At 69.0% G+C, this 22,835-nt stretch carries 25 protein-coding genes and 1 riboswitch; of the genes, 10 read left to right on the top strand and 15 right to left on the bottom strand.

Annotation, left to right across the window (positions count from 1 at the left end; all coding sequences use genetic code 11):
- Nucleotides 1-8: 8 nt before the first annotated feature.
- Complete coding sequence (locus FHU31_RS05055) at nt 9-1,748, bottom strand: MFS transporter (RefSeq protein WP_167156440.1); 1,740 nt, start codon at nt 1,746-1,748, stop codon at nt 9-11.
- 223 nt (nt 1,749-1,971) lie between these two features.
- Here FHU31_RS05055 and thiC point away from each other — a divergent pair, with 223 nt between their 5' ends.
- The 9 genes from thiC to FHU31_RS05010 are packed head-to-tail and all read left to right on the top strand — an operon-like array spanning nt 1,972 to nt 9,285.
- Nucleotides 1,972-3,513 (top strand): phosphomethylpyrimidine synthase ThiC, encoded by a 1,542-nt coding sequence (gene thiC, locus FHU31_RS05050; RefSeq protein WP_167156438.1) that lies wholly within the window; start codon nt 1,972-1,974, stop codon nt 3,511-3,513.
- Nucleotides 3,510-4,346: a bifunctional hydroxymethylpyrimidine kinase/phosphomethylpyrimidine kinase gene (thiD, locus tag FHU31_RS05045; protein WP_167156437.1), complete on the top strand. Its 837-nt coding sequence runs from the start codon at nt 3,510-3,512 to the stop codon at nt 4,344-4,346. The genes thiC and thiD overlap by 4 nt, the downstream gene beginning before the upstream one ends.
- Nucleotides 4,336-4,962 carry an alpha/beta hydrolase family protein gene (locus tag FHU31_RS05040; RefSeq protein ID WP_167156435.1) on the top strand — a complete coding sequence of 209 codons (627 nt, stop codon included), beginning with the start codon at nt 4,336-4,338 and terminating at the stop codon, nt 4,960-4,962. The genes thiD and FHU31_RS05040 overlap by 11 nt, the downstream gene beginning before the upstream one ends.
- On the top strand, nt 4,959-5,546 hold the full coding sequence (locus tag FHU31_RS05035; RefSeq protein WP_167156433.1) for a septum formation family protein: 588 nt from the start codon (nt 4,959-4,961) through the stop codon (nt 5,544-5,546). Before FHU31_RS05040 ends, FHU31_RS05035 begins: the two co-directional genes overlap by 4 nt.
- Before the next feature lie 19 nt (nt 5,547-5,565).
- Nucleotides 5,566-5,835 carry a DoxX-related protein gene (locus tag FHU31_RS05030; RefSeq protein ID WP_167156431.1) on the top strand — a complete coding sequence of 90 codons (270 nt, stop codon included), beginning with the start codon at nt 5,566-5,568 and terminating at the stop codon, nt 5,833-5,835.
- On the top strand, nt 5,832-6,677 hold the full coding sequence (locus tag FHU31_RS05025; RefSeq protein ID WP_167160649.1) for a DMT family transporter: 846 nt from the start codon (nt 5,832-5,834) through the stop codon (nt 6,675-6,677). Before FHU31_RS05030 ends, FHU31_RS05025 begins: the two co-directional genes overlap by 4 nt.
- 19 nt (nt 6,678-6,696) lie before the next feature.
- A complete protein-coding gene (locus tag FHU31_RS05020) occupies nt 6,697-7,134 on the top strand; it encodes a MarR family winged helix-turn-helix transcriptional regulator (RefSeq protein WP_167156429.1) in 438 nt (145 codons plus the stop codon).
- Nucleotides 7,135-7,143: 9 nt separating this feature from the next.
- Nucleotides 7,144-8,004 carry an LLM class F420-dependent oxidoreductase gene (locus FHU31_RS05015; RefSeq protein WP_167156427.1) on the top strand — a complete coding sequence of 287 codons (861 nt, stop codon included), beginning with the start codon at nt 7,144-7,146 and terminating at the stop codon, nt 8,002-8,004.
- Between the two features lie 15 nt (nt 8,005-8,019).
- Nucleotides 8,020-9,285, top strand: a complete 1,266-nt coding sequence (locus FHU31_RS05010) for a uracil-xanthine permease family protein (RefSeq protein WP_167160647.1) — start codon at nt 8,020-8,022, stop codon at nt 9,283-9,285.
- On the opposite strand, the gene FHU31_RS05005 is transcribed toward FHU31_RS05010, so the two are convergent.
- From FHU31_RS05005 to thiO, 13 genes are all read right to left on the bottom strand, one after another.
- A complete protein-coding gene (locus FHU31_RS05005) occupies nt 9,266-10,282 on the bottom strand; it encodes an NAD(P)/FAD-dependent oxidoreductase (protein ID WP_167156425.1) in 1,017 nt (338 codons plus the stop codon). The two genes, FHU31_RS05010 and FHU31_RS05005, sit on opposite strands and share 20 nt — an antisense overlap.
- Before the next feature lie 13 nt (nt 10,283-10,295).
- Nucleotides 10,296-10,790, bottom strand: a complete 495-nt coding sequence (locus tag FHU31_RS05000; RefSeq protein WP_167156423.1) for an isoprenylcysteine carboxyl methyltransferase family protein — start codon at nt 10,788-10,790, stop codon at nt 10,296-10,298.
- Nucleotides 10,791-10,795: 5 nt separating this feature from the next.
- On the bottom strand, nt 10,796-11,884 hold the full coding sequence (locus FHU31_RS04995; protein WP_167156421.1) for a type III polyketide synthase: 1,089 nt from the start codon (nt 11,882-11,884) through the stop codon (nt 10,796-10,798).
- Between the two features lie 49 nt (nt 11,885-11,933).
- Entirely contained in the window at nt 11,934-14,033 is a 2,100-nt protein-coding gene (locus tag FHU31_RS04990) for an MMPL family transporter (protein WP_167160645.1), read from the bottom strand.
- Nucleotides 14,034-14,074: 41 nt separating this feature from the next.
- Complete coding sequence (locus tag FHU31_RS04985) at nt 14,075-14,347, bottom strand: hypothetical protein (protein WP_167156419.1); 273 nt, start codon at nt 14,345-14,347, stop codon at nt 14,075-14,077.
- Nucleotides 14,348-14,355: 8 nt separating this feature from the next.
- Nucleotides 14,356-15,771 (bottom strand): M28 family peptidase, encoded by a 1,416-nt coding sequence (locus FHU31_RS04980; RefSeq protein ID WP_167156417.1) that lies wholly within the window; start codon nt 15,769-15,771, stop codon nt 14,356-14,358.
- A complete protein-coding gene (locus tag FHU31_RS04975) occupies nt 15,768-17,264 on the bottom strand; it encodes a M28 family metallopeptidase (protein ID WP_167156415.1) in 1,497 nt (498 codons plus the stop codon). The genes FHU31_RS04980 and FHU31_RS04975 overlap by 4 nt, the downstream gene beginning before the upstream one ends.
- 24 nt (nt 17,265-17,288) lie before the next feature.
- Nucleotides 17,289-17,957: an ABC transporter permease gene (locus FHU31_RS04970; RefSeq protein ID WP_167156413.1), complete on the bottom strand. Its 669-nt coding sequence runs from the start codon at nt 17,955-17,957 to the stop codon at nt 17,289-17,291.
- Nucleotides 17,954-18,850, bottom strand: a complete 897-nt coding sequence (locus tag FHU31_RS04965) for an ATP-binding cassette domain-containing protein (protein WP_167156411.1) — start codon at nt 18,848-18,850, stop codon at nt 17,954-17,956. Before FHU31_RS04965 ends, FHU31_RS04970 begins: the two co-directional genes overlap by 4 nt.
- On the bottom strand, nt 18,847-19,605 hold the full coding sequence (locus tag FHU31_RS04960; RefSeq protein ID WP_167156409.1) for an SGNH/GDSL hydrolase family protein: 759 nt from the start codon (nt 19,603-19,605) through the stop codon (nt 18,847-18,849). Before FHU31_RS04960 ends, FHU31_RS04965 begins: the two co-directional genes overlap by 4 nt.
- Nucleotides 19,602-20,393 carry a thiazole synthase gene (gene thiG, locus FHU31_RS04955; protein WP_167156407.1) on the bottom strand — a complete coding sequence of 264 codons (792 nt, stop codon included), beginning with the start codon at nt 20,391-20,393 and terminating at the stop codon, nt 19,602-19,604. Before thiG ends, FHU31_RS04960 begins: the two co-directional genes overlap by 4 nt.
- Nucleotides 20,386-20,583, bottom strand: a complete 198-nt coding sequence (gene thiS / locus FHU31_RS04950; protein WP_167156404.1) for a sulfur carrier protein ThiS — start codon at nt 20,581-20,583, stop codon at nt 20,386-20,388. Before thiS ends, thiG begins: the two co-directional genes overlap by 8 nt.
- Nucleotides 20,580-21,572, bottom strand: a complete 993-nt coding sequence (thiO, locus tag FHU31_RS04945) for a glycine oxidase ThiO (RefSeq protein WP_167156402.1) — start codon at nt 21,570-21,572, stop codon at nt 20,580-20,582. The genes thiS and thiO overlap by 4 nt, the downstream gene beginning before the upstream one ends.
- Nucleotides 21,562-21,673: riboswitch (TPP riboswitch) on the bottom strand. (Overlaps the previous gene by 11 nt.)
- A gap of 31 nt (nt 21,674-21,704) precedes the next feature.
- Here thiO and thiE point away from each other — a divergent pair.
- Nucleotides 21,705-22,358: a thiamine phosphate synthase gene (thiE, locus tag FHU31_RS04940; protein WP_409371219.1), complete on the top strand. Its 654-nt coding sequence runs from the start codon at nt 21,705-21,707 to the stop codon at nt 22,356-22,358.
- On the opposite strand, the gene FHU31_RS04935 is transcribed toward thiE, so the two are convergent.
- Nucleotides 22,348-22,830: an NUDIX hydrolase gene (locus FHU31_RS04935; RefSeq protein ID WP_167156398.1), complete on the bottom strand. Its 483-nt coding sequence runs from the start codon at nt 22,828-22,830 to the stop codon at nt 22,348-22,350. The genes thiE and FHU31_RS04935 overlap by 11 nt on opposite strands.
- Nucleotides 22,831-22,835: the final 5 nt, after the last annotated feature.

The following is a 22,835-nucleotide window of genomic DNA, read 5'->3' as shown; positions in this document are numbered from 1 at the left end:
CCCGGATGTCAGGCCGCGTTGTCCGCGCCCGGCGCCGTGCCGTAGCGGCCCGCACTGAACAGCGAGGCGATCGCACCGATGACCATCATCACCGCGGCGGCGCTGAACACCACCACCAGGCCGGAGTGGAACGGCGCGGTGATCAGCTGCGGGAAGAAGGTCTGCCCGGTCAGCACGTCGGCGTTCACGCCGGGCTGATGCAGCGCGCCCGAGGGCGCCAGCAACTCGGCCATCGGGTTGTAGCCCAGGAAGGCCGCGAACAGGCTGCCCACCGGCGGCAGGTTCGCCACCTCATGTGCCACCTGTGGCGAAACACCCTGAGCGGCAAGACCGCTCGACATCGCGGCAGGCAGAGTGTTGGCCAGACCGATGATCATGAGCGAGAAGAAGATGCCGATCGACAACGAGTTGCCGCCGTTGAAGAACGTCGACCGCACACCGGAGGCGGCACCACGCTGATCGGCCGGCACGCTGGACATGATGGCCGCCGTGTTGGGAGCGGTGAAGATGCCGCCGCCGAGCCCGTTGAGGAACACCAGGATGGCGAACATCCAGTAGTCGAAATTGACCGGAATGAGCAGCAGGGCCACAAATGTCGCAGCCATCAGCAACATGCCGCCGACCGTCAGTGGGCGCGCGCCGAAACGATCGGAGAGCCACCCGGCAATCGGCGCGGCCACCAGGAATCCGACCGTCACCGGAAGCAGGTAGATACCGGCCCACAGCGGGGTGGATTCGAAGGTGTAGCCGTGCAGCGGCAGCCAGATGCCCTGTAACCAGATGATGAGCATGAACTGCAGCCCACCGCGGCCCATCGACGACATCAGCCCGGCCAGATTGCCCATGCCGAACGCCGCGGATTTGAACAGCCGGATGTCGACCATCGGGGAATCGACGTGCAACTCGATGAAGCAGAACCCCACCAGCAGTGCCAGACCCGCCGCGATCGAGCCGAGCACCCACGGGCTGGTCCACCCGGTGGTCGAGTCCCCGTAGGGCTGGATGCCGTAGGTGATACCGATCAACAGCACGGTGAGCCCGAGCCCGAACGTCACGGTGCCGGCCCAATCCAGCCGGCCGGAGGTGCGGCTGCCGAGTTCTCGCAATGAGCGGTAGCTCCAGATCGTGCCGAGCACACCGATGGGCACGCCGACCCAGAACACGGCCTTCCAGTGCCATTCGGAGAGGAATCCGCCGATCAGCAGACCGAGGAAGGATCCGGCGACGGCAGCCACCATGTTGGTGCCGAGCGCCATACCGCGCTGGTTGGCCGGGAACGCATCGGTGAGGATCGCCGACGAGGACGCCATCAGCATGGCCCCGCCGATACCCTGGATCACCCGCCACGCGATCAGCCACACGGCGCCACCGCCGAGATGGAACGGGTCGAAGGACAACGCGATCGCCGCCACTGTGAACACCACGAAACCGAGGTTGTAGATCTTCACGCGGCCGTACATGTCGCCGAGCCTGCCGAACGGAACCACCAGGACCGCCGTCACCACGAGGTAGCCCATCAGCATCCAGAGCAGGTAGCTGACATTGCCCGGGGCCAGCGGGTTCAGTCCGATCCCCCGGAAGATGGCGGGCAGTGAGATCAACACGATGGAGGCGTTGATGGCCGCCAGCAGGATGCCCAACGTCGTGTTGGACAGCACCACCCACTTGTAGAAGGGGTGATCGTGGTCCATCCGCGTGCGACGGCGGGCGGTTTCGGCCTCGGCGGTCAGCTCAATCTCGGTCGTCATCAGCCTTCAGCTCTGCGGATCGGAAAAACATATATTAGCTATCCAAACGATCACCCGGCAATTCACATTCCCGGTGACGTGGGCTAGCTTGGAACTCGTCCAACACGGGAGTGCACCCAAGTGCGCTGAGAGGACGGCTAGACCAAAGTCTTCGCACCGCGAAGGACCGGGCCGTCGACCGTATGAACCTGACCGGGTAATGCCGGCGTAGGGAGATCTGTTGATGACTGTTTCCGTTGGCTCTATTTCTGGCAGCTCCAAGGTGTACACCGAAGGTGGCGTGCCGTTGCGCCGCGTGCATCTGACCACCGGTGAGCATTTCGACCTGTACGACACGTCGGGGCCCTACACCGACGACAACGCCACCATCGACCTGGAGAAAGGCCTGGCCCCGCGGGCCGGTGTGGTGCGCGACAAGGGCACCCAGCTGCAGCGCGCCCGCGCCGGGGAGATCACCGCCGAGATGGCGTTCATCGCCGAACGCGAGGGGATGCCCGCCGAGCTGGTGCGCGACGAGGTCGCCCGCGGCCGCGCGGTCATCCCGGCCAACCACCACCACCCCGAATGCGAACCGATGATCATCGGCAAGGCGTTCGCGGTGAAGATCAACGCCAATATCGGCAACTCGGCGGTGACGTCGTCGATCGCCGAGGAGGTCGACAAGATGGTGTGGGCGACCCGGTGGGGCGCGGACACCATCATGGACCTGTCCACCGGTGCCGATATCCACACCACCCGCGAGTGGATCCTGCGCAACTCCCCCGTACCGGTCGGCACCGTGCCGATCTACCAGGCCCTGGAGAAGGTCAACGGCGACCCGACCACACTCACCTGGGAGATCTACCGCGACACCGTGATCGAGCAGTGCGAACAAGGTGTCGACTACATGACGGTGCACGCGGGGGTGCTGCTGCGCTACATCCCGCTGACCGTCAAGCGGGTCACCGGCATCGTGTCCCGCGGCGGCTCGATCATGGCGGCCTGGATGCTGGCACACCACCGGGAGTCATTCCTCTACGAACGCTTCGGCGACCTGTGCGACATCCTGGCCCGCTATGACGTCACCTTCTCCCTGGGTGACGGGTTACGTCCCGGATCGATCGCCGATGCCAACGACGCCGCGCAGTTCGCCGAGCTGGAAACCCTGGGCGAACTCACCAAGATCGCCAAAGCCCATGGCGTGCAGGTGATGATCGAAGGCCCCGGCCACGTCCCCATGCACAAGATCGTGGAGAACGTGCGCCTGGAGGAGGAACTCTGCGACGAGGCCCCGTTCTACACGCTGGGCCCGTTGGCCACCGATATCGCCCCCGGCTATGACCACATCACGTCGGCGATCGGAGCGGCGATCATCGCCCAGGCAGGCACGGCGATGCTCTGCTACGTCACCCCCAAGGAACACCTGGGCCTGCCGGACCGCAAGGACGTCAAGGACGGGGTGATCGCCTACAAGATCGCCGCACACGCCGCGGACCTGGCCAAAGGTCACCCACGCGCCCAGGAACGCGACGACGCCCTGTCCAAGGCCCGCTTCGAGTTCCGCTGGCACGACCAGTTCGCCCTGTCCCTGGACCCCGACACCGCCCGGGAATTCCACGACCAGACCCTGCCCGCCGAACCGGCCAAGACCGCCCATTTCTGCTCGATGTGCGGACCGAAGTTCTGCTCCATGCGGATCACGCAGGATATCCGCGACGCCATGGACCAGAAATCCCTGGAGTTCGCCGAGCAGGGCAACCGGGTGTATCTACCCTTGAGTTCATGAGCTTTCTGCCGCTGACACCGCCCGGGCAGACGCCGCACCGGGTGATGACGATTGCCGGCAGCGATTCCGGCGGCGGCGCAGGCATCCAGGCCGACCTGCGCACCTTCGCCATGCTCGGACTGCACGGATGCGTGGCGGTCGCTGCGGTGACGGTGCAGAACTCTCTGGGCGTCAAGGGTTTTCACGAGATCCCACTGGATGTCATCGCGGGCCAGATCGAGGTGGTCGCCGGTGACATCGGCATCCAGGCCGCCAAGACCGGGATGCTGGCCTCGGCGGACATCATCGGCGTGGTGGCCCAGACCTGGCGCGGCCTGAACACCGACGCCCCACTGGTGGTCGACCCGGTGTGCGCCTCCATGCACGGCGACCCGCTGCTGCATCCCTCGGCACTGGATTCGGTGCGTCACCAGCTGTTCCCGATCGCCACCCTGGTGACACCGAATCTCGACGAGGTGCGACTGATCACCGGGATCGACGTGGTGGACGCGGCGACCCAGCGCGATGCGGCGAAGGCCCTCCATGCGCTGGGTCCGCGCTGGGCACTGGTCAAGGGTGGGCACCTGCGCTCCTCGACGCACAGCCCCGATCTGCTCTACGACGGCACCGACTTCTACGAATTCGACGCTGAACGCATCGACACCGGTCATGACCACGGCGCCGGTGACACCCTGGCCGCTGCCACCACCTGCGCCCTGGCACACGGCTACCCGGTGCCCGACGCGGTGGCCTTCGCCAAGCGCTGGGTGACCGAATGTCTGCGCGCCGCATACCCTTTGGGCCATGGCCACGGTCCGGTGAACGCACTGTTCAGGTTGCAGCATGGGTCTTGAGGACCTGGCCGGGGTGGCCCACGAGCCCGAGGTGCGCCCGAAAGGCGTGGTGCTGCTCACCCACGGCGCCGGCGGCAACCGGGACTCCCCGCTGCTGATCCGCATCTGTGACGAGTGGGCGCGCCGCGGATTCCTCGCGGTCCGGTACAACCTGCCCTACCGGCGCCGGCGCCCCAAGGGCCCTCCGTCGGGTTCGGCGAAGGCCGATCAGGACGGCATCGCCGAGGCCATCGCCTGGGCGCGCAGCCTGGGTCACGGGCCGGTGGTGGCCGGCGGACACTCGTACGGCGGGCGGATGACGTCCATGGTGACGGCCGCACAGGCGGGCACCGCGGCGGGGCCGGACGTCCTCACCCTGTTCTCCTATCCCCTGCATCCGCCGGGCAAGCCGGAACGTGCCCGCACCGAGCATCTCCCGCAGATCACGGTCCCGACGGTGTTCACCCACGGCACCGCCGACCCGTTCGGCGGCATCGAGGAAATCCGGGCCGCGGCGGACCTGGTGACGGGTCCGGTGACCGTCGTCGAGATCACCGGCGCCCGCCATGATCTCGGATCGAAGACCCTGGACGTTCCCGCGCTCGCGGTCTCGGCCGCGGTTATCGTCATTCCATGACACAGCCGCCCTACGGGCCGCCCTGGGGCGAGCGAGGCGACGGGGGATATCCGCCACCGCACGGGGCACCCCCGCCACCGCCGCAGCCGTATTCGTACGGCTATCCGTATCAGGCCCCACCCCCGCCACCGCGCAAGACCCGGTGGGGTCTGATCGTCGGGTTGATCGCTGGCGTGTTCGTGCTGTTCGCCGTCGTCGGCGTCATCGGAATCGTGCTGCTGGTGAAGAACTCGGACGTGGTCGACGCCGCCGACGTCGGCCTCGGCGACTGCCTCACCGAGATCCCGTCGGATGCCAGCCTGGTGGCGTCGGTGAAGACGGTCGACTGCACCGAACCGCACAAGGGTGAAGTGTTCGCCGTGATCACCGTGCCGGGCAACGACTTTCCGGGCCAGGCCAGGATCTCCGGCTATCAGGACAAGTGCCAGCCCGCGCTGCAGACCTACTCGTCGAGGGCGATGACGGATCCCGAGGTGGGTATGTTCGTGCTCTACCCGACCGAGGCCTCCTGGAAGCGCGGCGACCGGGCCGTCACGTGTATCGCGACGACGGACAGCCCGAGACCCGGATCGCTCAAGAACTGATTGCGGTACCGTCGGCCCCGTGTCCGAGAAGAAGAAGTCCCCGGCCGTTGTCCTCACCGGACTGGCACTCGCGGGAGCCGGTGTCACGCACTTCGTCGCGCCGCAGGTGTTCGAGCCGATCACCAAGCCGGCGTTCCCGCGTGACACCGACCGCCACATCAAGGTCAACGGCAGCATCGAGACCGCCCTCGGTATCGGCTTGCTGATCCCGAAGACCCGCAAGCTGGCGAAGTTCGGCGCGCTGGGTTACGTCGGTTACCTCGCCGCCAACGCGATTCGCCACCGCTGATCGGCCTGCTGGCCGCATTGGCCGCCTGCTTCAGCTACGGAACCGCATCCGTGCTGCAGGCCTATGGGGCGCGGAGTTCCCGCGACCCCGCCCACACCGGCGGGCCGACCCTGCACTCGACGGTGAGCGCGGCGATCACCCCGGCCTTCCTCGCCGGCATGGCGCTCGACGGTCTGGGCTTCTTGGCCAGCCTCGTGTCCGCCCGGCTGATCCCGCTGTTCCTGTCGCAGACCATCATCAGCGCCAACCTGGTGGTCACGGCGCTGCTGGGGATCGTGGTGCTCGGGGTGCGGTTGGGCGGCCGGGACTGGCTGGCGATCGGCACCGTGGTTGTTTCGCTCCTGGTCCTGGGATTCACGACGGGGCATCTGGGCACCGGGACGGGGCCACCCGGGCTGCATTGGGCACTGCTGGTCACCGCGCTGGTGATCCTCGCCGCGGCAGTGCTGCTCGTCCGGTTTCTCGGAGCCCGTGCGGCGATACCCGCGGGCCTGATCGCCGGCGTGCTGTACGGCACCATGGCGGTCGCGGTGCGGGCGGCCGACGGCATCGACCCCTTCCGGCTGAGCGCGCTGCTCACCGATCCGGCCGCGTGGACAATCGCCATCGCCGGGCTCGGCGGCTTCTACCTGTTCACCGTCGCACTGCAGCTCGGCTCGGTGAACGGGGCGGCCGCGGCCCTCGTCGTCGGCGAGACGGTGATTCCGGGAATCCTCGGCGTCGTGCTGTTCGGCGACACCGCGCGCCCCGGATTCGACTGGTTGGTCGTGCTCGCATTCTGCGCTGCCGTGGCGGGTGCGGTGGCGGTGGCGATCTTCGGGAAGATCGACAGCTCAAACTGAACAGTCTAGGCTGTCTATTGTGTTCGAAGTCAGCGAGTCAGCCGTCACCGCGGCCCGCGATATCCGAGTGCTGTTCGGCCGGCTGCGACGGCGCCTGCGCGATGTCACCACAGCTGACGACCTGTCCCCGGCACAGACCGCGGTACTCCTCCGGCTGCTGAAGAACGGGCCCGCCTCGGCCAGCGAACTGGCCGGCGCGGAACGGGTGCGGCCGCAGTCGATGGCCACCATCCTGACCGGGCTGGACCGGCACGGCCTGATCCAGCGCGCACCCGACCCCGATGACGGCCGCCGGATGACGGTATCGCTGACCGCCGCGGGCCGCACGCACGCCGAGAGCGATCGACAGGTACGCAATGTCTGGCTGGAGCAGGCCATGGAGGACCGCTTCACCGAACGTGAGCGACAGGTCATCAACGAGGCGCTCGGACTGCTGGACCGGCTCAACGAAAAATGAGGAGCAACAATGGAATTGGGCGTACATTTCATCGACTTTCGGCCCGGTGATCCCGCCGGACTCGGCCCCACCCTGGCCGCCGCGGCGAAAGCCGCCGAAGACGGCGGGGCCACCATGTTCACCCTCGCCGATCACCTGTTCCAGATGGAGGCGGTGGGCCGGGCCGAGGATCCGTTCCTGGAGGGCTACACCAGCATGGGGTTCCTGGCCGGTCGTACCGAGCGCATCACGTTGGCCATGCTGGTGACCGGGGTGACCTACCGCCACCCCGGCGTGCTCGCCAAAACCATGACGACGCTGGATGTCCTGGCCCAGGGCCGGTCGATGTTCGGCATCGGTGCGGCATGGTACGAGCGCGAGCACCTCGCCCTCGGCGTGCCGTATCCGCCGCTGCGCGACCGGTTCGAGATGTTGGAGGAGACGCTGCAGATCTGCCTGCAGATGTGGAGCGCGGACAACGGGCCGTACCACGGCACGCACTACCAACTGGCCGAGACGATCTGCTCGCCCCAGCCGGTGCGCCGCCCGCCCATCGTCATCGGGGGCGGCGGCGAGAAGAAGACCCTGCGGCTGGTCGCGCAGTACGCCGACGTGTGGAACACCACGGCGGCGGTCGAGGAACTGCCGCACAAGATCGACGTGCTCAAACGGCACTGCGCCGACGTCGGCCGCGACTTCGCCGAAATAAAGCTCACCGCAGCTCATTTCGCCGACCCGTTCACCGATCTCGACGCGTATCTGCGTACTGCGGAACGGCTGGCCGACCTCGGGATCGACCTCATCAATGCCGGACCACACCCGGGCAACCCGGACCCGGTCGGGTTCATCGAGCGTCTCGGAGAACAGGTGATCCCGCGTCTGGCGGGTTAACATCCCGCAGTGAGCATGCTCAGCTGGAAGCACGTCGAACCCACCCATGACGGCACGTTCGTCGTGGCCCCCGACGAACGGCTGAGCTGGCCGCGCACCATCGGCATCGGGGCCCAGCACGTGGTGGCGATGTTCGGCGCCACCTTCCTGGTCCCGGTGCTGACCGGGTTCCCGCCGGCGACCACCCTGCTGTTCTCCGGGGTGGGGACCATCGCCTTCCTGCTCATCACCGGCAACCGGCTGCCCAGCTACCTCGGGTCCAGCTTCGCGGTGATCGCACCGGTCACCGCGGCCGTCGCCGCGCACGGGACCGGCAGTGCGCTCGGCGGTTTGGTGGCGGTGGGTGTGCTGTTGATCGTGATCGGCGGCATCGTGCACGTCGTCGGTACGCGCTGGCTCGACGCGTCGTTACCGCCGGTGGTGACCGGGGCGATCGTCGCGCTCATCGGGTTCAATCTCGCGCCCGCGGCGAAGAACAACTTCGAGAAGGGACCGCTGGTCGGCATCGTGACGCTGGTCCTGCTGGTCGGCACGCTGGCCTTCTTCAAGGGAATGGTGGGCAGGCTCGCCATCTTCCTGGCCGTCGTGCTCGGCTACCTGCTGGCCCTGGCCCTCGGCGAGGTGGACACCGCGGCCATCGCGGCGGCGCCGTGGATCGGGCTGCCGCAGTTCCACGCGCCGTCCTTCAACCTCTCGGTGCTGCCGCTCTTCCTACCCGCGGTGATCGCGCTGGTCGCCGAGAACATCGGGCACGTCAAGTCGGTCGGCCAGATGACGGGTACCGACCTGGACCCGGTGATGGGCCGGGCACTGGCCGCCGACGGGGTCGCCACCGTCCTGGCCGGCGTGGGCGGCGGGTCTGCCACCACCACCTACGCGGAGAACATCGGCGTGATGGCGGCGACGCGCATCTACTCGACCGCGGCGTACTGGGTGGCGGCCGCCGTGGCCATCGTCTTGTCGTTGTGCCCCAAGGTCGGTGCCACCATCTCAGCCATCCCACCGGGTGTCCTCGGTGGCGCGACCATCGTGCTCTACGGGCTGGTGGGAGTGCTCGGCATTCGGATCTGGCTGACCAACCACGTGGACTTCTCCCTGCCCGTCAACCAGATGACCGCCGCCATCCCGTTGATCATCGGGATCGCCGACTTCACCTGGCAGATCGGCTCGTTGACGTTCACCGGTATCTCACTGGGCGCCATCGCGGCACTTGTCGTGTACCACGGGATGCGGCTGCTCGGCGCCCCCAGCCGCCACGAACCTAGTCACCCAGCGCACTGACGACGCGCGAGAACACCGCGGGCAGCGCGGCCGCCACCGGAGTGATGCCGGCGCGCACCGGCCCGATCCCGGTGGCGTGCAGCAGGGCCGCGGTCAGAAAGCGGTAGCGACGGGTGAGGGACCGCCACCGCCTGTCGTAATCCTCGGTGCGCCCGGTGCGTACGCAGTCGACCAGAAGTTCGGCCGCGCCGAAGGCCAGTCCCATGCCCTCCCCGGTCAGGGCATCGACATACCCCGCGGCATCGCCGACCAGCAGCACCCGCCCGGCGGTCCGGTCACGCACCTTCTGCCGCAGCGGCCCGGCCGCCCGGTCCTGGCCGTGCGGCGCGCCGTCCAGCCGCGCCATCAGCGCCGGAAACTGCTTCAGGTGCTCCTCGAAGCCACCCCGCGTCGACTTCAGGATGGCCACGCCGACGCAGTCCGGACTCACCGGCGTGACATACGCTTCGGTGTCCCTGGACCAGTGCACCTCCACACAATCCGACCAGGGAGCGACCTGCACATGCCGCCGTATCCCCCACCGTCGCTGCGCCGCCTCACCCGCCGACAGCCCCAGCGCGCGGCGGATCGGTGAGTGCAGACCGTCCGCCGCGGCCAGGTACCGCGCCCGCAACCCCGCCGCGGATACCGACTCCGAATCCTGGGTGACCTCACCGACCTCGCCGTGCACCACCCGCACCCCGGCCGCCGCGGCGGCCTCGGACAGCGCGGTGTGCAGTACGGTCCGCCGAACCCCTCGACCGGGACCGTGCCTGAATCGCGCTTCGGCGCAACGCCGTCCGTCGAGGTAGCGGATGCCGTGAAAATCCTCACCGACGGGACGCACACCGATGCGTTCCAGCTGCCGCAACGAATGCGGCATCAACCCTTCGCCGCATGCCTTGTCGATCGGACCGCGGCGGTGTTCGACGACGACGACTTCCAGCCCTGCCCGCGCGGCGTGCACCGCGGTGGCGAGACCGGCCGGACCACCTCCCGCGACGAGCAGGTCGATCACGACGAGCCGTCCATCAGGTCAGGCTCCGCAGCGCTTGGTCTTCCACACGGATCCTGGTGCGCAACAGCATCGCATTGGCGACGGAGAACACCAGCGCCGTGACCCACGCGCCACCGACCAGGGGCAGCGCCGCCCCTTCGGCCACCACCGCCACGTAATTCGGGTGCGGCAGATAGCGATACGGCCCGCCGACGACGCGGTCGGCACCGGGTACGACGACCACCCGGGTGTTCCACTGCTTGCCGAGGGTGGTGATGCACCACCAGCGCAGCACCTGCGCGGCCAGCACCACCCACAGCGCCGCCCGGCTTCGGCGCTTACGCACCCGCGCCTCGGCGACCGCGCCGACCAACAGACCGGTGTGCAGCGCGACCATCACCGGATAGTGACCTGCCCCGAACTCCTTGCCGCCGTGCGTCTTACTCCACTTCAGGTTGCGATTGGACACCACCAGTTCGGCCACCCGCTCGACGGCCACCAGCAAGATCAGGGTCAGAAAGCCTCGCATGCCGATCAGCGCCAGCGCAGCAGGACGAGTTCCGAGCAGAATCCCGGCCCCATGGCCATCAGCACCCCCGGCGTCCCGGCGGGCGGCCGCTTGCGGATGGTGTCCCGCAGCACGTGCAGCACCGAGGACGACGAGAGGTTGCCCACCTCGGCCAGCGACTGCCAGGTCAGGTCGAGGGCATCCGCCGGCAAGCCCAACGTGTCGATGATGGCCTCGATCACCTTCGGGCCGCCGGGATGGCTGACCCAGGTGCCGATATCGTCGATGGTCAGATCATGGGCACCAAGGAAATTCGTGACATCGTCGCCGAGGTAGCGGCCGACGAATCCGGGCACCTCGGCGCTGAGCACGATCTCGAAACCCTGGCTGCCGATATCCCAGCCCATGGCGTGTAGCGAATCCGGGTACAGATGGCTGGTGGAGTCGAGCACGTCGGGCCCGGTGGGGTTCATCCGTTCGGCGCGGTCCCGCCCCACCGCGACCACCGCGGAGGCGCCGTCGCCGAACAGGGCACCGGCGACCAGGGTCGGCATCGACGGATGGTGTTTGCGGGTCAGCGAACACAGCTCCACCGAGACCAGGACCGCGACCTTGTCCGGGGCACCGCGCAGATAGTCGTTGAGCCGGGCAACCCCGGCGGCCCCCGCCACGCACCCCAGGCCGAAGATCGGGACCCGGCGGACGTCCGGGCGTAGACCGAGCCGGCCGGCGATGCGCGCGTCCAGGGACGGCACCACCGCTCCGGTCACGGTGGTGGTGATGATCAGGTCGACATCCTCGGGTCGCAGACCGGCCTCGTCGAGCGCGCCGGACAGCGCGGCACAGCCCAGATCGGTTGCGTGCTCGATGAAGAGATTGTTTGCTTCACCGAAGTCGGTGAGCCGGGCATACTCCTCGATCGGCAGCACTGTGTACCTGCTCTGCACCCTCGCGCTCTTGTGCAGAGCGCGGACCATCTGCTCGTGCTCCCGGTAGCCAGGGAGCGCCAACAGCGTTTCGGTGACCTCGTCTTGGGTGTATCGGTGCGGCGGAAGAACGCCGTGGACTCCGGCGATGGTGCTGTAGCTGGACACTTCGGCGACATTAGTTCCCATGCCAAGGACACGGGGGGCCACGTCATCCGGTTCAATCCGGTTCCTGGCTTTAGTCTGTGAATCCGAACCGATCGTGCAGCCGTGCCAGTGGTTTCGGTGCCCACCAGTTCCACCGGCCCATCACCTGCATGAACGCGGGGACCAGCATCATCCGCACCAGGGTGGCATCCATCAGGACCGCCATCGCCAGGCCGAGGCCGAACATCCGCATGAATGACACGTTTGCCGCAATGAGAGCGGCGAATGAGATCGACATCACCAGCGCCGCAGCGGTTACCACGCGACCGGTCCTGGCCAGGCCCAGCGCCACGCTTTCACCGACATCGGCCGCGGTGCGCCCGGATGCCAGCCAGTACTCGCGAATTCGCGACAGCAGGAACACCTCGTAGTCCATGGACAACCCGAAGGCGATACAGAACAGCAGCACCGGAATGTTTGCCACCAGCGTGCCGGTGGGTGTGGTCCCGAACGCGCCGAGGTGGCCGTCCTGGAAGATCCAGACCAGCGCGCCGAACGCCGCCGACAGCGAGAGGACGTTGAGCACAAGCGCTTTCAAGGGCAGCACGAGGCTTCCGGTGAGCAGGAACAGCAACACGAAGGTGATCACGGCGATCAGACCGAGCACCACCGGCAAGCGCGAGGTGATCGCGTCCACGCTGTCCCGGTTCAGCTGGGCCGCTCCGGTGATCAGCACCTCCCGGCCGGCCGGTGCCGCCACCGCGTGCAGACCGTCGAGCTGCGCCTCGGAGGCATCGGAGAACAACGGTGCGGTGCTCGACACGGTGAGGTAGCTGCTGCCGTCCTTCTGGACCGGGGGCGACACCGCCGATACGTCGATCACGGCGCCCAGTTCGGTGGCATAGCGCCGCATCTCGACAGCGGGGATGCCGGCAGAGTCGGGTAGCACGACGGTCACGGCGGTGGCCGAGTTGTTCACGAAATCGTCACGCAGCCGGTCGCCCACCTGGTGCGCCGACGCCGACGCCGGCAACACCCGGTCGTCGGGGAAGCCCCATCGCACCCCGGTGAAGGGCAGGCCGAGCAGGACCAGCAGGGTGACCACCGCCAGACCGATCGCCACGGGTCGGCGCAGCACGAATCTGGTTGACCGGTACCAGAATTGCCGTTCCACGGGCTTGGATTGGCCGGCCCGGCCGCGCAGCCTGTCCCCCAGCAGCACGATCGCCGCCGGGGTCAGCACCAGTGCGGCGAGGGCCGCGAACACGACGGTGGCCACGCCCGCGTAGGCGAATGATTTCAGGAAGTACATCGGGAACAGCACCAGGGTGGACATCGGCAGCACCACCGTCGTCGCCGAGAACACCACGGTGCGGCCCGCCGTCGCCATGGTGCGCACCAGCGCATCCCCGGGTTCCCCACCGTCGGCCAGCTCATCGCGATACCTGCTGATCATCAACAGCGTGTAGTCGATCGCCAACGCCAAACCCATTGCCATACAGAGGTTCAGCGCGAACACCGACACCTCGGCGAACCACGTGATCACGTGCAGCACCGCCAGGGATCCGAGGATCGCCGACACTCCGACCACCACGGGCAGCGCCGCCGCCAGCAGCCCGCCGAACACCCAGACCAGCACCAGGAAGCTGAACGGTATGGCGATCGACTCCATCAGCAGCAGATCCCGCTGCGACTGTGCGGTGATCTGCGAATTGACCATCGCGGTGCCGCCGGCCAAGACGCTCACCCCGTCGCGGTCACGCACCAGCCGGTCGGTGAGTTCGGTGGCATTGTCCTGCGCGTGCTTCTCGCCGCCACCGATCCCGGCGACGATCAGCCCGGCTTTGCCGTCCTTGCTGAGAAGTTCGGTGAGTGCGGGATGCGGCGTGTCCCAGGCGGAGTTCACCGTCGCGACGTTCGGGGACGCATGCAGTTCGGCGGCGATCTCCGTGCCCACCGCGCGCGCGGCCGGGCTCATCGCACCGTCGGGTGACGATACGACGATCAGTAGCTGCATATCGCCCTGGCCGAATTTGCGGGTCAGCAGATCGGCGGCACGCGACGACTCGGCTCCGGGGTCGGAGAATCCGCCGGCGGTCAGCTTCTGCGCCACCGGTACGCCGAACACGGCCGCCGCCACCACCATCAGCGCCGCGATGATGAGGATCCGTCTGGGTGCGGCAAGGGCCATCCGGGCGAGACGTTCCACCGGGCCATCGTGCCCGATGCACGTCAGTCGCGGTGGGTTTCCTCTTCCGGTTCGATATGCGCACGGATCCGGCCGCTTTCGTCGGTCCAGCCCTTGGACCGGGCGAAGTCGATCATCGCGGCCAGCTTCTGCTGCCATTCCGCGTCGCCGCCGCGGCCGGCGAGTTCGCTGAGGTCGGCCGGATCCACCCAGGAATGCGCAGCGGTCACGACCACGACCTTGAACGCGGTGAAATCCTCGGGTTCGCAGACCTGGACATCCGGTGGGGTGGTACGGGTGTCGACACGCAGGTACACGGCACTCCTCAGGGCTTGCGGTGGCGGCTGTCCCGGGCCGGGACGCCGTTGGGTCCGTCGGTGGACGCAGCGTAGGCGCCGACGGCGAAGGCGATCGCCGGGCCGGCGAGGGAGAGCGCGCGGTGGTCGACGTTGTCGATCCCGTCGCGGGGACCACCGGTATTCGGGTCGAACGGCCGACCGGCAGTCCCGCCCCAGAGCCGGGCCTGCACCGGCGTCTTCTTCTGCAGTCCACCGGTGGTGACGCCGCCGGCGGGGATCCCGGCCGCCAGGAACGGGCTGTAGTCGCTCACCCGGTCCAGCGGCATGTCGGCGGGTCGGACCCCGGCCAGGTTGAGATATCCGGCCAGCGTGCGTTCCACCCCGGCCGAGCCCTCCGGGACCGAGGTGATCTCCGGGTTGGGTGGGCCGGACTGGTCGCCGTCGTAGGTGAAGAACCCGGCGTTCGGCGATCCCAGCATCTCGGCATCCAGGTAGACCGCGATGTCGTCGAGCTGGTCGGCCCCCAGACCGGCGAGGTACTTCGCCGCGGCGCCAAGGGTTTCCGACCCCCAGAACGCGAACCGCACCGCGTTCGCGATGGTCGGCGACGATCCCAGGGCGGTTGCGGTGGCCAGCAGCGCGGCGACCCCGGTCCCGTTGTCGTTGATGCCGGGGCTGCCCGGTGCGCTGTCCAGTTGCGCGCCGGCCATCACGACGTTTCCGGTGGCGCCGGTTTTGGTCTGGGCCAGGACACTGCGGGACCGCGCCAGAGCCGCCTTACCGTTCAGGGTCAGCCGCACGGGGGCGTTGGTGCGGCGCAGCGCGGCGTCCACATCGCGGTCGATGATCGCCACGGGGACCTTGAGGTCTTGGTAATAGCCCCGCGGGAACAGGCCGGGCACGCCTTCGGTGGCCACCACCAGCAGGCCGGCGGCACCCGCCGCCACGGCCGCATTCTGCTTGTCGACCACCGAACACCCCAGGGCGTCGACGATCACCAGCGCGCCGGTCGTGCTGGGGGCGCCGCGGTAGTCCGCCGCCGTGCAGCCCGCCGGTTTGGCCGGGCGGACGCTGAGTGCGCTCAGGCCGCCGGGCCCCGTCGGCGTCAACGGCGAACCCTGGTCGACGGGATAGCGCCTGCCGGCCACTTCCAGCGTCGGTGTGCCGGGGTCACCGGTCTTGAGCCACTCGAATTCGGGTGTTTGCACGTCGAAACCCTTGTCGCGCAACACCCCGGCGATGTAATCCACCGCGGCGTCGAAACCGGGGGTGCCCGGTTCACGGCTGCCGATATCGCTGAGCTTCTGCAGATGGGTGTACATCGCGTCGGCGGTCACCTTGCCGGCCAGGTACTGGGCCGAGATCTCCGGCGACGGCGGTGGCGGGGGTGCACAGGCGCTCAGCGTGACGACGGCGCACGCCGTGACGATCAGGCGTCTCATGAGCCGGACAGGGTGTGCCGGGTGCGGTCGTCGCGGACCGGAACCCCGTTGCGTCCGCGCTGATCCTGGGCGTACAGCGCCACTGCGTAGCCGACGCCCTTGCCCTGGATGTCCAGCGAGGTGCGGTCGATGTGGTCGAGGGTGTCGGTCGCCTTGTGGTAGTTCGAGTCGAACGGCTGGTTGGCCTTACCGCCCCAGCGCTGAGCCTGCTCCTCGGTCATATCCACCTCGGCGCCGGAAAACAGTCCACCGGACGGGATCCCGGCCTTGGTGAAGCCGTCGTAATCGGAGCGACCATCGAACGACGTGTCCTCCGCCGGCTTGCCCGCGCCGTCCAGGTAGGCCACCAACGTGCGCTCGATACCCGCGGAGCCCTCGGGCACCCGCGGCACGCCGCCGTCCTTGTCCGGCGGCAGGGACTGGTCACCGTCATAGGTGAAGTAGCCCGGGTTCGGCGACGCCAGCATGTCGAAATTCAGGTACAGCGCAATGTCTTTGAGTTGATCGACGTCCAGTGTGGAGATGTAGTTGGTGGAACCGAGCGTACCCAGTTCCTCGGCGCCCCAGAACCCGAAGCGCACCGCATTGCGGACGTCCGGCGAACTACCCATCTGCAGCGCGGTTTCCAGCACGGCGGCGGTTCCGGAACCGTTGTCGTTGATACCGGGGCCCTCGGGCACGCTGTCCAGGTGCGCGCCCACCATCACCACATCGGCGGCGGAGCCGGTCTTGGTCTGGGCGATCACGTTGCGGGTGCGTTCGACGTTGACGCCGGCTTTCATCGTCATGCTCACCGGTCCCGGGGCGGCGCGCAGCCGGGCGCCCTCGGCCTTGGTCACGCCGACCACCGGGATCTTGACGTCGGTGCCCTCACCGAGGGTGGCGCCGAACTCATCGCCATCCACATTGTTGGCGACGATCAGCGCCAGCGCGCCGCGCTTGGCGGCGACGGACTGCTTGTCCCCGAACGGACACGAGCCGCGGTTGACCAGCACCACCGAACCCTGCACCGGGAGGCCGTCGTAATCCGACTCGGCGCAGCCCGGCGTGTCGTCGGCGCGCGCCACGACCAGCGGGCCGCTCACCCCGCCCTCCGGTGTGCCGATGGTGTACTTGAGCGGACTGGCACTCACCCGCGCCCCCGCAACCGTCAGCACCGGGTCCTCGGCGAACGGCAGGCGCACCTCGAACTCCGGCGTTTGCACATCGAAGCCTTTGTCCCGCAGAGCATTTGCCACATAGTCCACGGTGGCCTGGTAGCCCGGCGTGCCTATCGCCCGGGTGCCGTCGTTGGCGTCGGCGATGTCCTGCAGCTTCGTCAGGTGGGCCATCATCGCGTCGGTGGTGATCCGGTCCCGGATGGTGGCGGCGTACCCGGTGTCCGGCGCCGGGGTGGGCGCCACGGCGGTGGGCTGCGGCGCAGGCGCGTGGCCGCAACCGGCCAGGACGGCCACGGAAACGAAGACGGTTGCCGCGTGTGATCTGAGCCGCATAGGACCCACGGTAGCCGACGCCCATCAGGCATCCCGGCGGGTCACCACCACGGCCGCCACGGCGAAGACGGCGGCCGCCACCGCGCCGAAGTACAGCGCCGAGCCCGCCGGGCCCCACCACATGGTGAAAGTCTGCAGCCACGTGACGCCGGTGAAGGCATTCGCATTGGTGAAGGGCAGCAACGGGCCGACCCGCGCCCCCAGCTCCGGGCTCAGCCCGATCAGCGGTTCCACCACGAACGGCAGGAGCACCAGCACGGCCACGGCGGCGGCACTGTGCCGCACCAGAGCGCCCAGCCCGACGGCCAGCACCGCGCCCAGTGCGGCGTAGAGCGTCACCGCACCCACCGTCCGCCACACCGGCACCCCGCCGGCCAGCACCATGGACCCCACGGCGGCCAGGCCACTGACCACGACGGAGAATGACACGGCGACAACCGCTTTCGCCGCGAGCACGCGGATCCGGCTGGGGGTGGCCAAGAAGGTGGTCCGGATCATCGCCGTGCGGTACTCGCCGGTGATCGTCAGCGCGGACAGGATCATCAGCACCGGGACGCCGAACGCGGCGGCCCCGAGCTCGGGCCGGTCCGGGACCGCCGTGGCCAGCCCCAGACTGAGCACCAGCACCGCCAGCGCCGTCCAGGCCGAGGACCGGGTGGTGGTCAGTTTGAGGTATTCGGACCTGATGGTCATGCGCCGGCCCGGTATTCGGTGGCACCGTCGGTGCGGCTCAGGTACGCCTCCTCCAGCGAGGCCCGCACCGCGGTCAGCTCGTGCAGGGTGAGGCCGTGCCGGGCCGCCAGTTCGCCGATCCGCTCCAGCGTGGCACCGCCGACCCGCAGTGCGCCGCCGTCCCGGGTGACCGAGATTCCTTCGGCGGTCAGCACCGCGGCCAGCCGGTCGGCCTGCGGGCTGCGGACCAGTGCGTCGGCCGCGGCGGCCAGGAAATCGTCCATCGAGGTGGCCGCGATCAATCGGCCGCGGCCGATCACCACCAGCCGGTCGGCGGTGTTGGCCATCTCGGCGAGCAGATGGCTGGAGACGAACACGGTGCGCCCCTCGGCGGCCAGCGAACGCATGAAGGTGCGCACCCAGCGGATACCCTCGGGGTCCAGTCCGTTGACCGGTTCGTCGAAGAGCAGCACCTGCGGGTCACCCAGCAGCGCCGCCGCGATACCGAGACGCTGGCTCATGCCGAGGGAGAACGCCCCGGCCCGTTTCCCGGCCACCTCGGTGAGCCCCACCTGGTCCAGCACCTCATCCACCCGGGAAGCGGGGATCTGGTTGCTGGCCGCGATCCAGCGCAGGTGCGCGCGGGCCGACCGGTTCGGGTGCACCTGTCGCGCATCCAGCAGCGCGCCGACGGTGCGCAGCGGGTGGGTGAGCTCGTGATAGCGCTTGCCGAGCACCGTCGCCGTTCCCGCGGTCGGCCGGTCCAGACCGAGGATCATTCGCATGGTGGTCGACTTCCCGGCCCCGTTGGGGCCGAGAAAGCCGGTGACCACGCCGGATTCGACGGTGCAGGTGAGATCGTCGACAGCGGTGGTGGCACCGAAGCGTTTGGTGAGGCCGGTGAGTTCGATCATTGCGCGGCTACCACCAGGTCGGCGACCGCGCGCATACCCGCGGCGTTGGGGTGCAGCGGCGCCGGACCGCGGCCGGGCAGCGGCAGCACGATCCAGCTGGGTTTCGTGGTCCAGGGATCCCGCGACCACGGGTGGTGATCACGGCTGGCCGCCCCGGCGCGCACCACCTCGCAACCGGTCTCGGCCGCCGCGGCGGCGGTGGCGCGTTCCAGTCCGTCCGCGATGTGGTGCCCGAGCGCGAACAGCTCCGCGGGCAGCGGCGGCGACGCGGTGTCGGCCGGCGGCAGCAGCGTGAGGTAGTCGACGAACAACACCCGCGCCCGGGGCGCACGCGCCCGGATCGCGGTGCCCACCCGGATCAGCGAGTCGTGCACCGCCGCGAGCGCGGCGTTCCTGGCTTCGGGGTCGAACAGGTCGCCCACCGGCGTCATCCGGCGCAGCAGCCCCGGCAGCGCCGCCACGCTCAACAGCGGCACATAGCCGACGTCGTTGCCGCCGATGGTCACCGTCACCACCGCCTCGGACCCGTCCAGGGCCTCGATCTGCGGCGGCGCTCCATGCTGACGTTCGCTCAGGATATGCGCGGTGGTGGCCCCGGAGAAGGTGACGTCCACCAGATCCAGCCCGAGCCGCGCGGCGGTCAGGTGCGCGTAGTTGCGCGCCGAGCGCATCGCCAGGACGGGCGATCCGGTGGCGCGCGGCGCGATACCAGGTCCGGCGGCCATCGAGCTGCCCAGCGCGACATAGCGTTTCACGGGGCGGCGGGACTCGACGCGTGTGCCCAGAACCGTTTCGGGATCCGGCCGGCCGCTCGCGCCAGATACCCGGCGGTGACGGCCGCGGCCATCGCGGCGGCCATCACCGGCGGATCGGCGGCCCGGGTGACGGCGCTGGCCAACAGCACGGCGTCACAACCGAGTTCCATGGCCAGCGCGGCATCGCTGGCGGTGCCGATACCGGCATCCAGGATGACCGGCACCCCGGCCCGGTCCACGATCATCTCGATGTGATGCGGGTTCGCGATACCCAGTCCGGTTCCGATCGGTGAGCCCAGTGGCATGACGGCCGCGCAGCCGGTGTCCTCCAGTCGCTTCGCCAGCACCGGGTCGTCATTGGTGTAGGGCAGCACGACGAATCCGTCGTCCACCAATTGCTCTGCGGCCCTGACCAACTCGATGGCATCGGGCAGCAGGGTGCGCTCATCGGCGATGACCTCGAGTTTCACCCACTCGGTACCGAGCGCCTCCCGGGCCAGTCGCGCGGTCAACACCGCCTCGGCCGCGCCGCGGCACCCCGCGGTGTTGGGTAACGGCGTGATACCGAGCCGGCCGAGCAGATCCAGCACCCCGGTGCCGGTTTCGGCGTCGACGCGGCGCATGGCCACCGTGGTCAACTCGGTGCCCGACGCGATCAGCGCCTCCTCCAGCACCGCGAGGTTGGCCGCACCGCCGGTGCCCATGATGAGCCGTGAGCCGAACTCCCGGCCCGCGATGGTGAGCTTTGTCGATGAACCGCTTGCGCGAAGAGCATCACGGTCAGCCACCCTGCACCGCCGTCACCACTTCCACCCTGGCACCGTCGGCGAGCACGGTGTGCCACTCCGACCGCGGCAGCACCTCCCAGTCGACGGCCACCGCGATGCCCTTCTCCGGAAAACCCAAGTCGCGCACCAGCTCTTCGACCGTGATCTCATCCCGCACCTCGGCCTCCTCGCCATTGACCAGCAGTATCATCGCGCTCCTAACTCGCATGCGATCCGCTCCGCGGTCCACGGCGCCAGCAGAAATCCATTACGCCCGTGTCCGGTGGCCACCAGCGTGCGTTCGTCCAGCCTGCCCACGATCGGCAAGCCGTCGGGTGTCATCGGCCGCAGTCCCGCGGCACACTCGGCCAGCTCATACTCCCCCAGCGCAGGCATCACGGCGCACGCATCGTCGAGCAGGTCGCGCACCCCGGTGACCACCGGGGCGGTGTCGCGGCCGTGTTCGTACTGGGTGGCGCCGATCACCACCCCGTCGGCCCGGGGCACCAGATAGACCTGCCTGCCGTGCACGCGCGCCCGGACCACCCGCTGCGGCACCGGCATACAGCCCTTGCGCCAGCGCAGCCGCAGCACCTCGCCCTTGACCGGACGCACCTGCAGGCCCGGCCACAGTGCCGGGGCGTCGATCCCGTTGGCGATCACCCGCAGCCCCGGCACCTCGGCCAGGTCGGTGACCGGGGGCGCCCACTGCACGCCGGCGGACTCACAGGCCGACGCCAAGGCGTCGACCAGGGCGCGGTTGTCCACCGCGAGTTCCGTCTCGGCGACGAACCCGTGCCGGATGCCCGGGGCCAGCAGGGGCTCGATATCCCGGGCCACCGTCGTCGGGCTGACCGGCTGTCCCCGCGCCGAAAGCCAGTCGGCCACGGTGTGCAGATCGGCGACGTCGGCCCGGTCGACCGCCACCACCAGCGATTCGCGTGCGGTGACGACATCGGCGGGCAGTCCCTGCAGGAACCCGGTGTGCCACAGTGTGAGCGATTCCAATCCCAGTGCCAGCTGGGCGTCCTCCCCCGGCCAGCCCTCGCTGTGTGGGGCGAGCATGCCGCCGGCCACCCAGGAGGCCCCGCGCTCCCCGGTGTGGTGCAGGCGCACCGACCAGCCGTCCTGCGCGGCGCGGCGGGCGATCGACAGCCCGATGACGCCGCCACCGATCACGGCGAGTGCACGTTCAGACATTCCCTCTCCCTTCGCCGGCATGACCCGGATCAGGTGTAACGGTCAGGGCTGGTCATTGGCCCACTCTCAGCCCCGGTCCCGGGACTCCCGTGTCGGCTGTCCAGGGTACTCGGCCCCACCCGAGATCCCGGCGTGGTTAACCTCGGGCCTGTGGATCCACGTACGCGTCTCGCCGACTCCCGCCTGTATCTGTGTACCGACGCCAGGCTGGCCCGCGGTGATCTCGCCGAGTTCGCCGACGCCGCACTCGCGGGCGGGGTGGACATCATCCAACTACGCGACAAAAGCATCGAGGCCCGCCAGGAGCTCGATGCCCTGGAGATCCTGGCCGACGCCGCCCGGCGGCACGGCGCCCTGCTCGCGGTGAACGACCGCGCCGATGTGGCGCGGGCCGCGGGTTCGGATGTGCTGCACCTCGGGCAGGACGATCTGCCACTGGACGTGGCGCGCTCGATCATCGGGGAACGTCCCGTCATCGGCCGCTCCACCCATGACGAACACCAGGTCGCCGCAGCGCTGGCCGAGGCCGTCGACTATTTCTGCACCGGCCCGTGCTGGCCCACGCCGACCAAACCGGGCCGTCCCGCGCCCGGTCTGGACCTGGTCCGGCACACCGCGGCGCTGGCACCGGAGCGGCCGTGGTTCGCCATCGGAGGTATCGACGCCGAGCGGCTGCCCGAGGTCCTCGAGGCGGGGGCACGCCGCATCGTGGTGGTCCGCGCGATCACCGAGGCCGAGGACCCGGAGGCCGCCGCGCGTCACCTCAAAGACGCGCTCACGGCCTGAGCAGCGGGATGGTCGCGGTGACGCTGCGCAGCCGGTCCCAGCTGGCCGCGAACCCGGGGTGCAGCGGCAGGTCGATGACCTCGTGCTCGGCGACCCAGCGCAGTTCGGAACTCTCCCGGTTGGGCGTGGTGGTCAGCATCTCGGTGGCGTCGGCGATGACGGTGGTGTACGACCAGCCCGGTACCTCATGCGTGACCACCGAGATCCGGACCGTCAAATGGACCGCTTCCAATCCGGCTTCTTCGAAGGCTTCGCGGAACGCCGCCTCCTCGACCGATTCGTGGCTGTCCCTGGCTCCGCCGGGCAGACCCCAGGTTCCGCCCTGGTGGCTCCACGGGGCGCGGTGCTGCAGCAGCACCGCGGCGCCACCGCCGGGACCCGGCGCACGCAGCAGCAACCCGGCCGCACCATGGCGGCCCCAGAAATGCCCACCGCCGTCGGACATCACCCAACCGTCACCGTCGCCACGCACGCGTT

Source organism: Mycolicibacterium fluoranthenivorans (assembly GCF_011758805.1).
Classification (GTDB): domain Bacteria; phylum Actinomycetota; class Actinomycetes; order Mycobacteriales; family Mycobacteriaceae; genus Mycobacterium; species Mycobacterium fluoranthenivorans.
Note: the sequence above shows the minus strand (reverse complement) of the source record. Positions and strands in the feature narration are given on the sequence as shown.

Bases quoted from the DNA above. Each gene is read 5' to 3' on its own strand.
- thiO (WP_167156402.1), bottom strand. From the start codon at position 21,572: ATGTCTGAACGTGCACTCGCCGTGATCGGTGGCGGCGTCATCGGGCTG.
- FHU31_RS05010 (WP_167160647.1), top strand. From the start codon at position 8,020: ATGCTCAGCTGGAAGCACGTCGAACCCACCCATGACGGCACGTTCGTC.
- FHU31_RS04975 (WP_167156415.1), bottom strand. From the start codon at position 17,264: ATGCGGCTCAGATCACACGCGGCAACCGTCTTCGTTTCCGTGGCCGTC.
- FHU31_RS05015 (WP_167156427.1), top strand. From the start codon at position 7,144: ATGGAATTGGGCGTACATTTCATCGACTTTCGGCCCGGTGATCCCGCC.
- FHU31_RS04970 (WP_167156413.1), bottom strand. From the start codon at position 17,957: ATGACCATCAGGTCCGAATACCTCAAACTGACCACCACCCGGTCCTCG.
- thiD (WP_167156437.1), top strand. From the start codon at position 3,510: ATGAGCTTTCTGCCGCTGACACCGCCCGGGCAGACGCCGCACCGGGTG.
- thiC (WP_167156438.1), top strand. From the start codon at position 1,972: ATGACTGTTTCCGTTGGCTCTATTTCTGGCAGCTCCAAGGTGTACACC.
- FHU31_RS04980 (WP_167156417.1), bottom strand. From the start codon at position 15,771: ATGAGACGCCTGATCGTCACGGCGTGCGCCGTCGTCACGCTGAGCGCC.
- thiS (WP_167156404.1), bottom strand. From the start codon at position 20,583: ATGATACTGCTGGTCAATGGCGAGGAGGCCGAGGTGCGGGATGAGATC.
- FHU31_RS05055 (WP_167156440.1), bottom strand. From the start codon at position 1,748: ATGACGACCGAGATTGAGCTGACCGCCGAGGCCGAAACCGCCCGCCGT.
- FHU31_RS04965 (WP_167156411.1), bottom strand. From the start codon at position 18,850: ATGATCGAACTCACCGGCCTCACCAAACGCTTCGGTGCCACCACCGCT.
- FHU31_RS05035 (WP_167156433.1), top strand. From the start codon at position 4,959: ATGACACAGCCGCCCTACGGGCCGCCCTGGGGCGAGCGAGGCGACGGG.
- FHU31_RS04995 (WP_167156421.1), bottom strand. From the start codon at position 11,884: ATGGGAACTAATGTCGCCGAAGTGTCCAGCTACAGCACCATCGCCGGA.
- FHU31_RS04990 (WP_167160645.1), bottom strand. From the start codon at position 14,033: ATGGCCCTTGCCGCACCCAGACGGATCCTCATCATCGCGGCGCTGATG.
- FHU31_RS05040 (WP_167156435.1), top strand. From the start codon at position 4,336: ATGGGTCTTGAGGACCTGGCCGGGGTGGCCCACGAGCCCGAGGTGCGC.
- FHU31_RS05000 (WP_167156423.1), bottom strand. From the start codon at position 10,790: ATGCGAGGCTTTCTGACCCTGATCTTGCTGGTGGCCGTCGAGCGGGTG.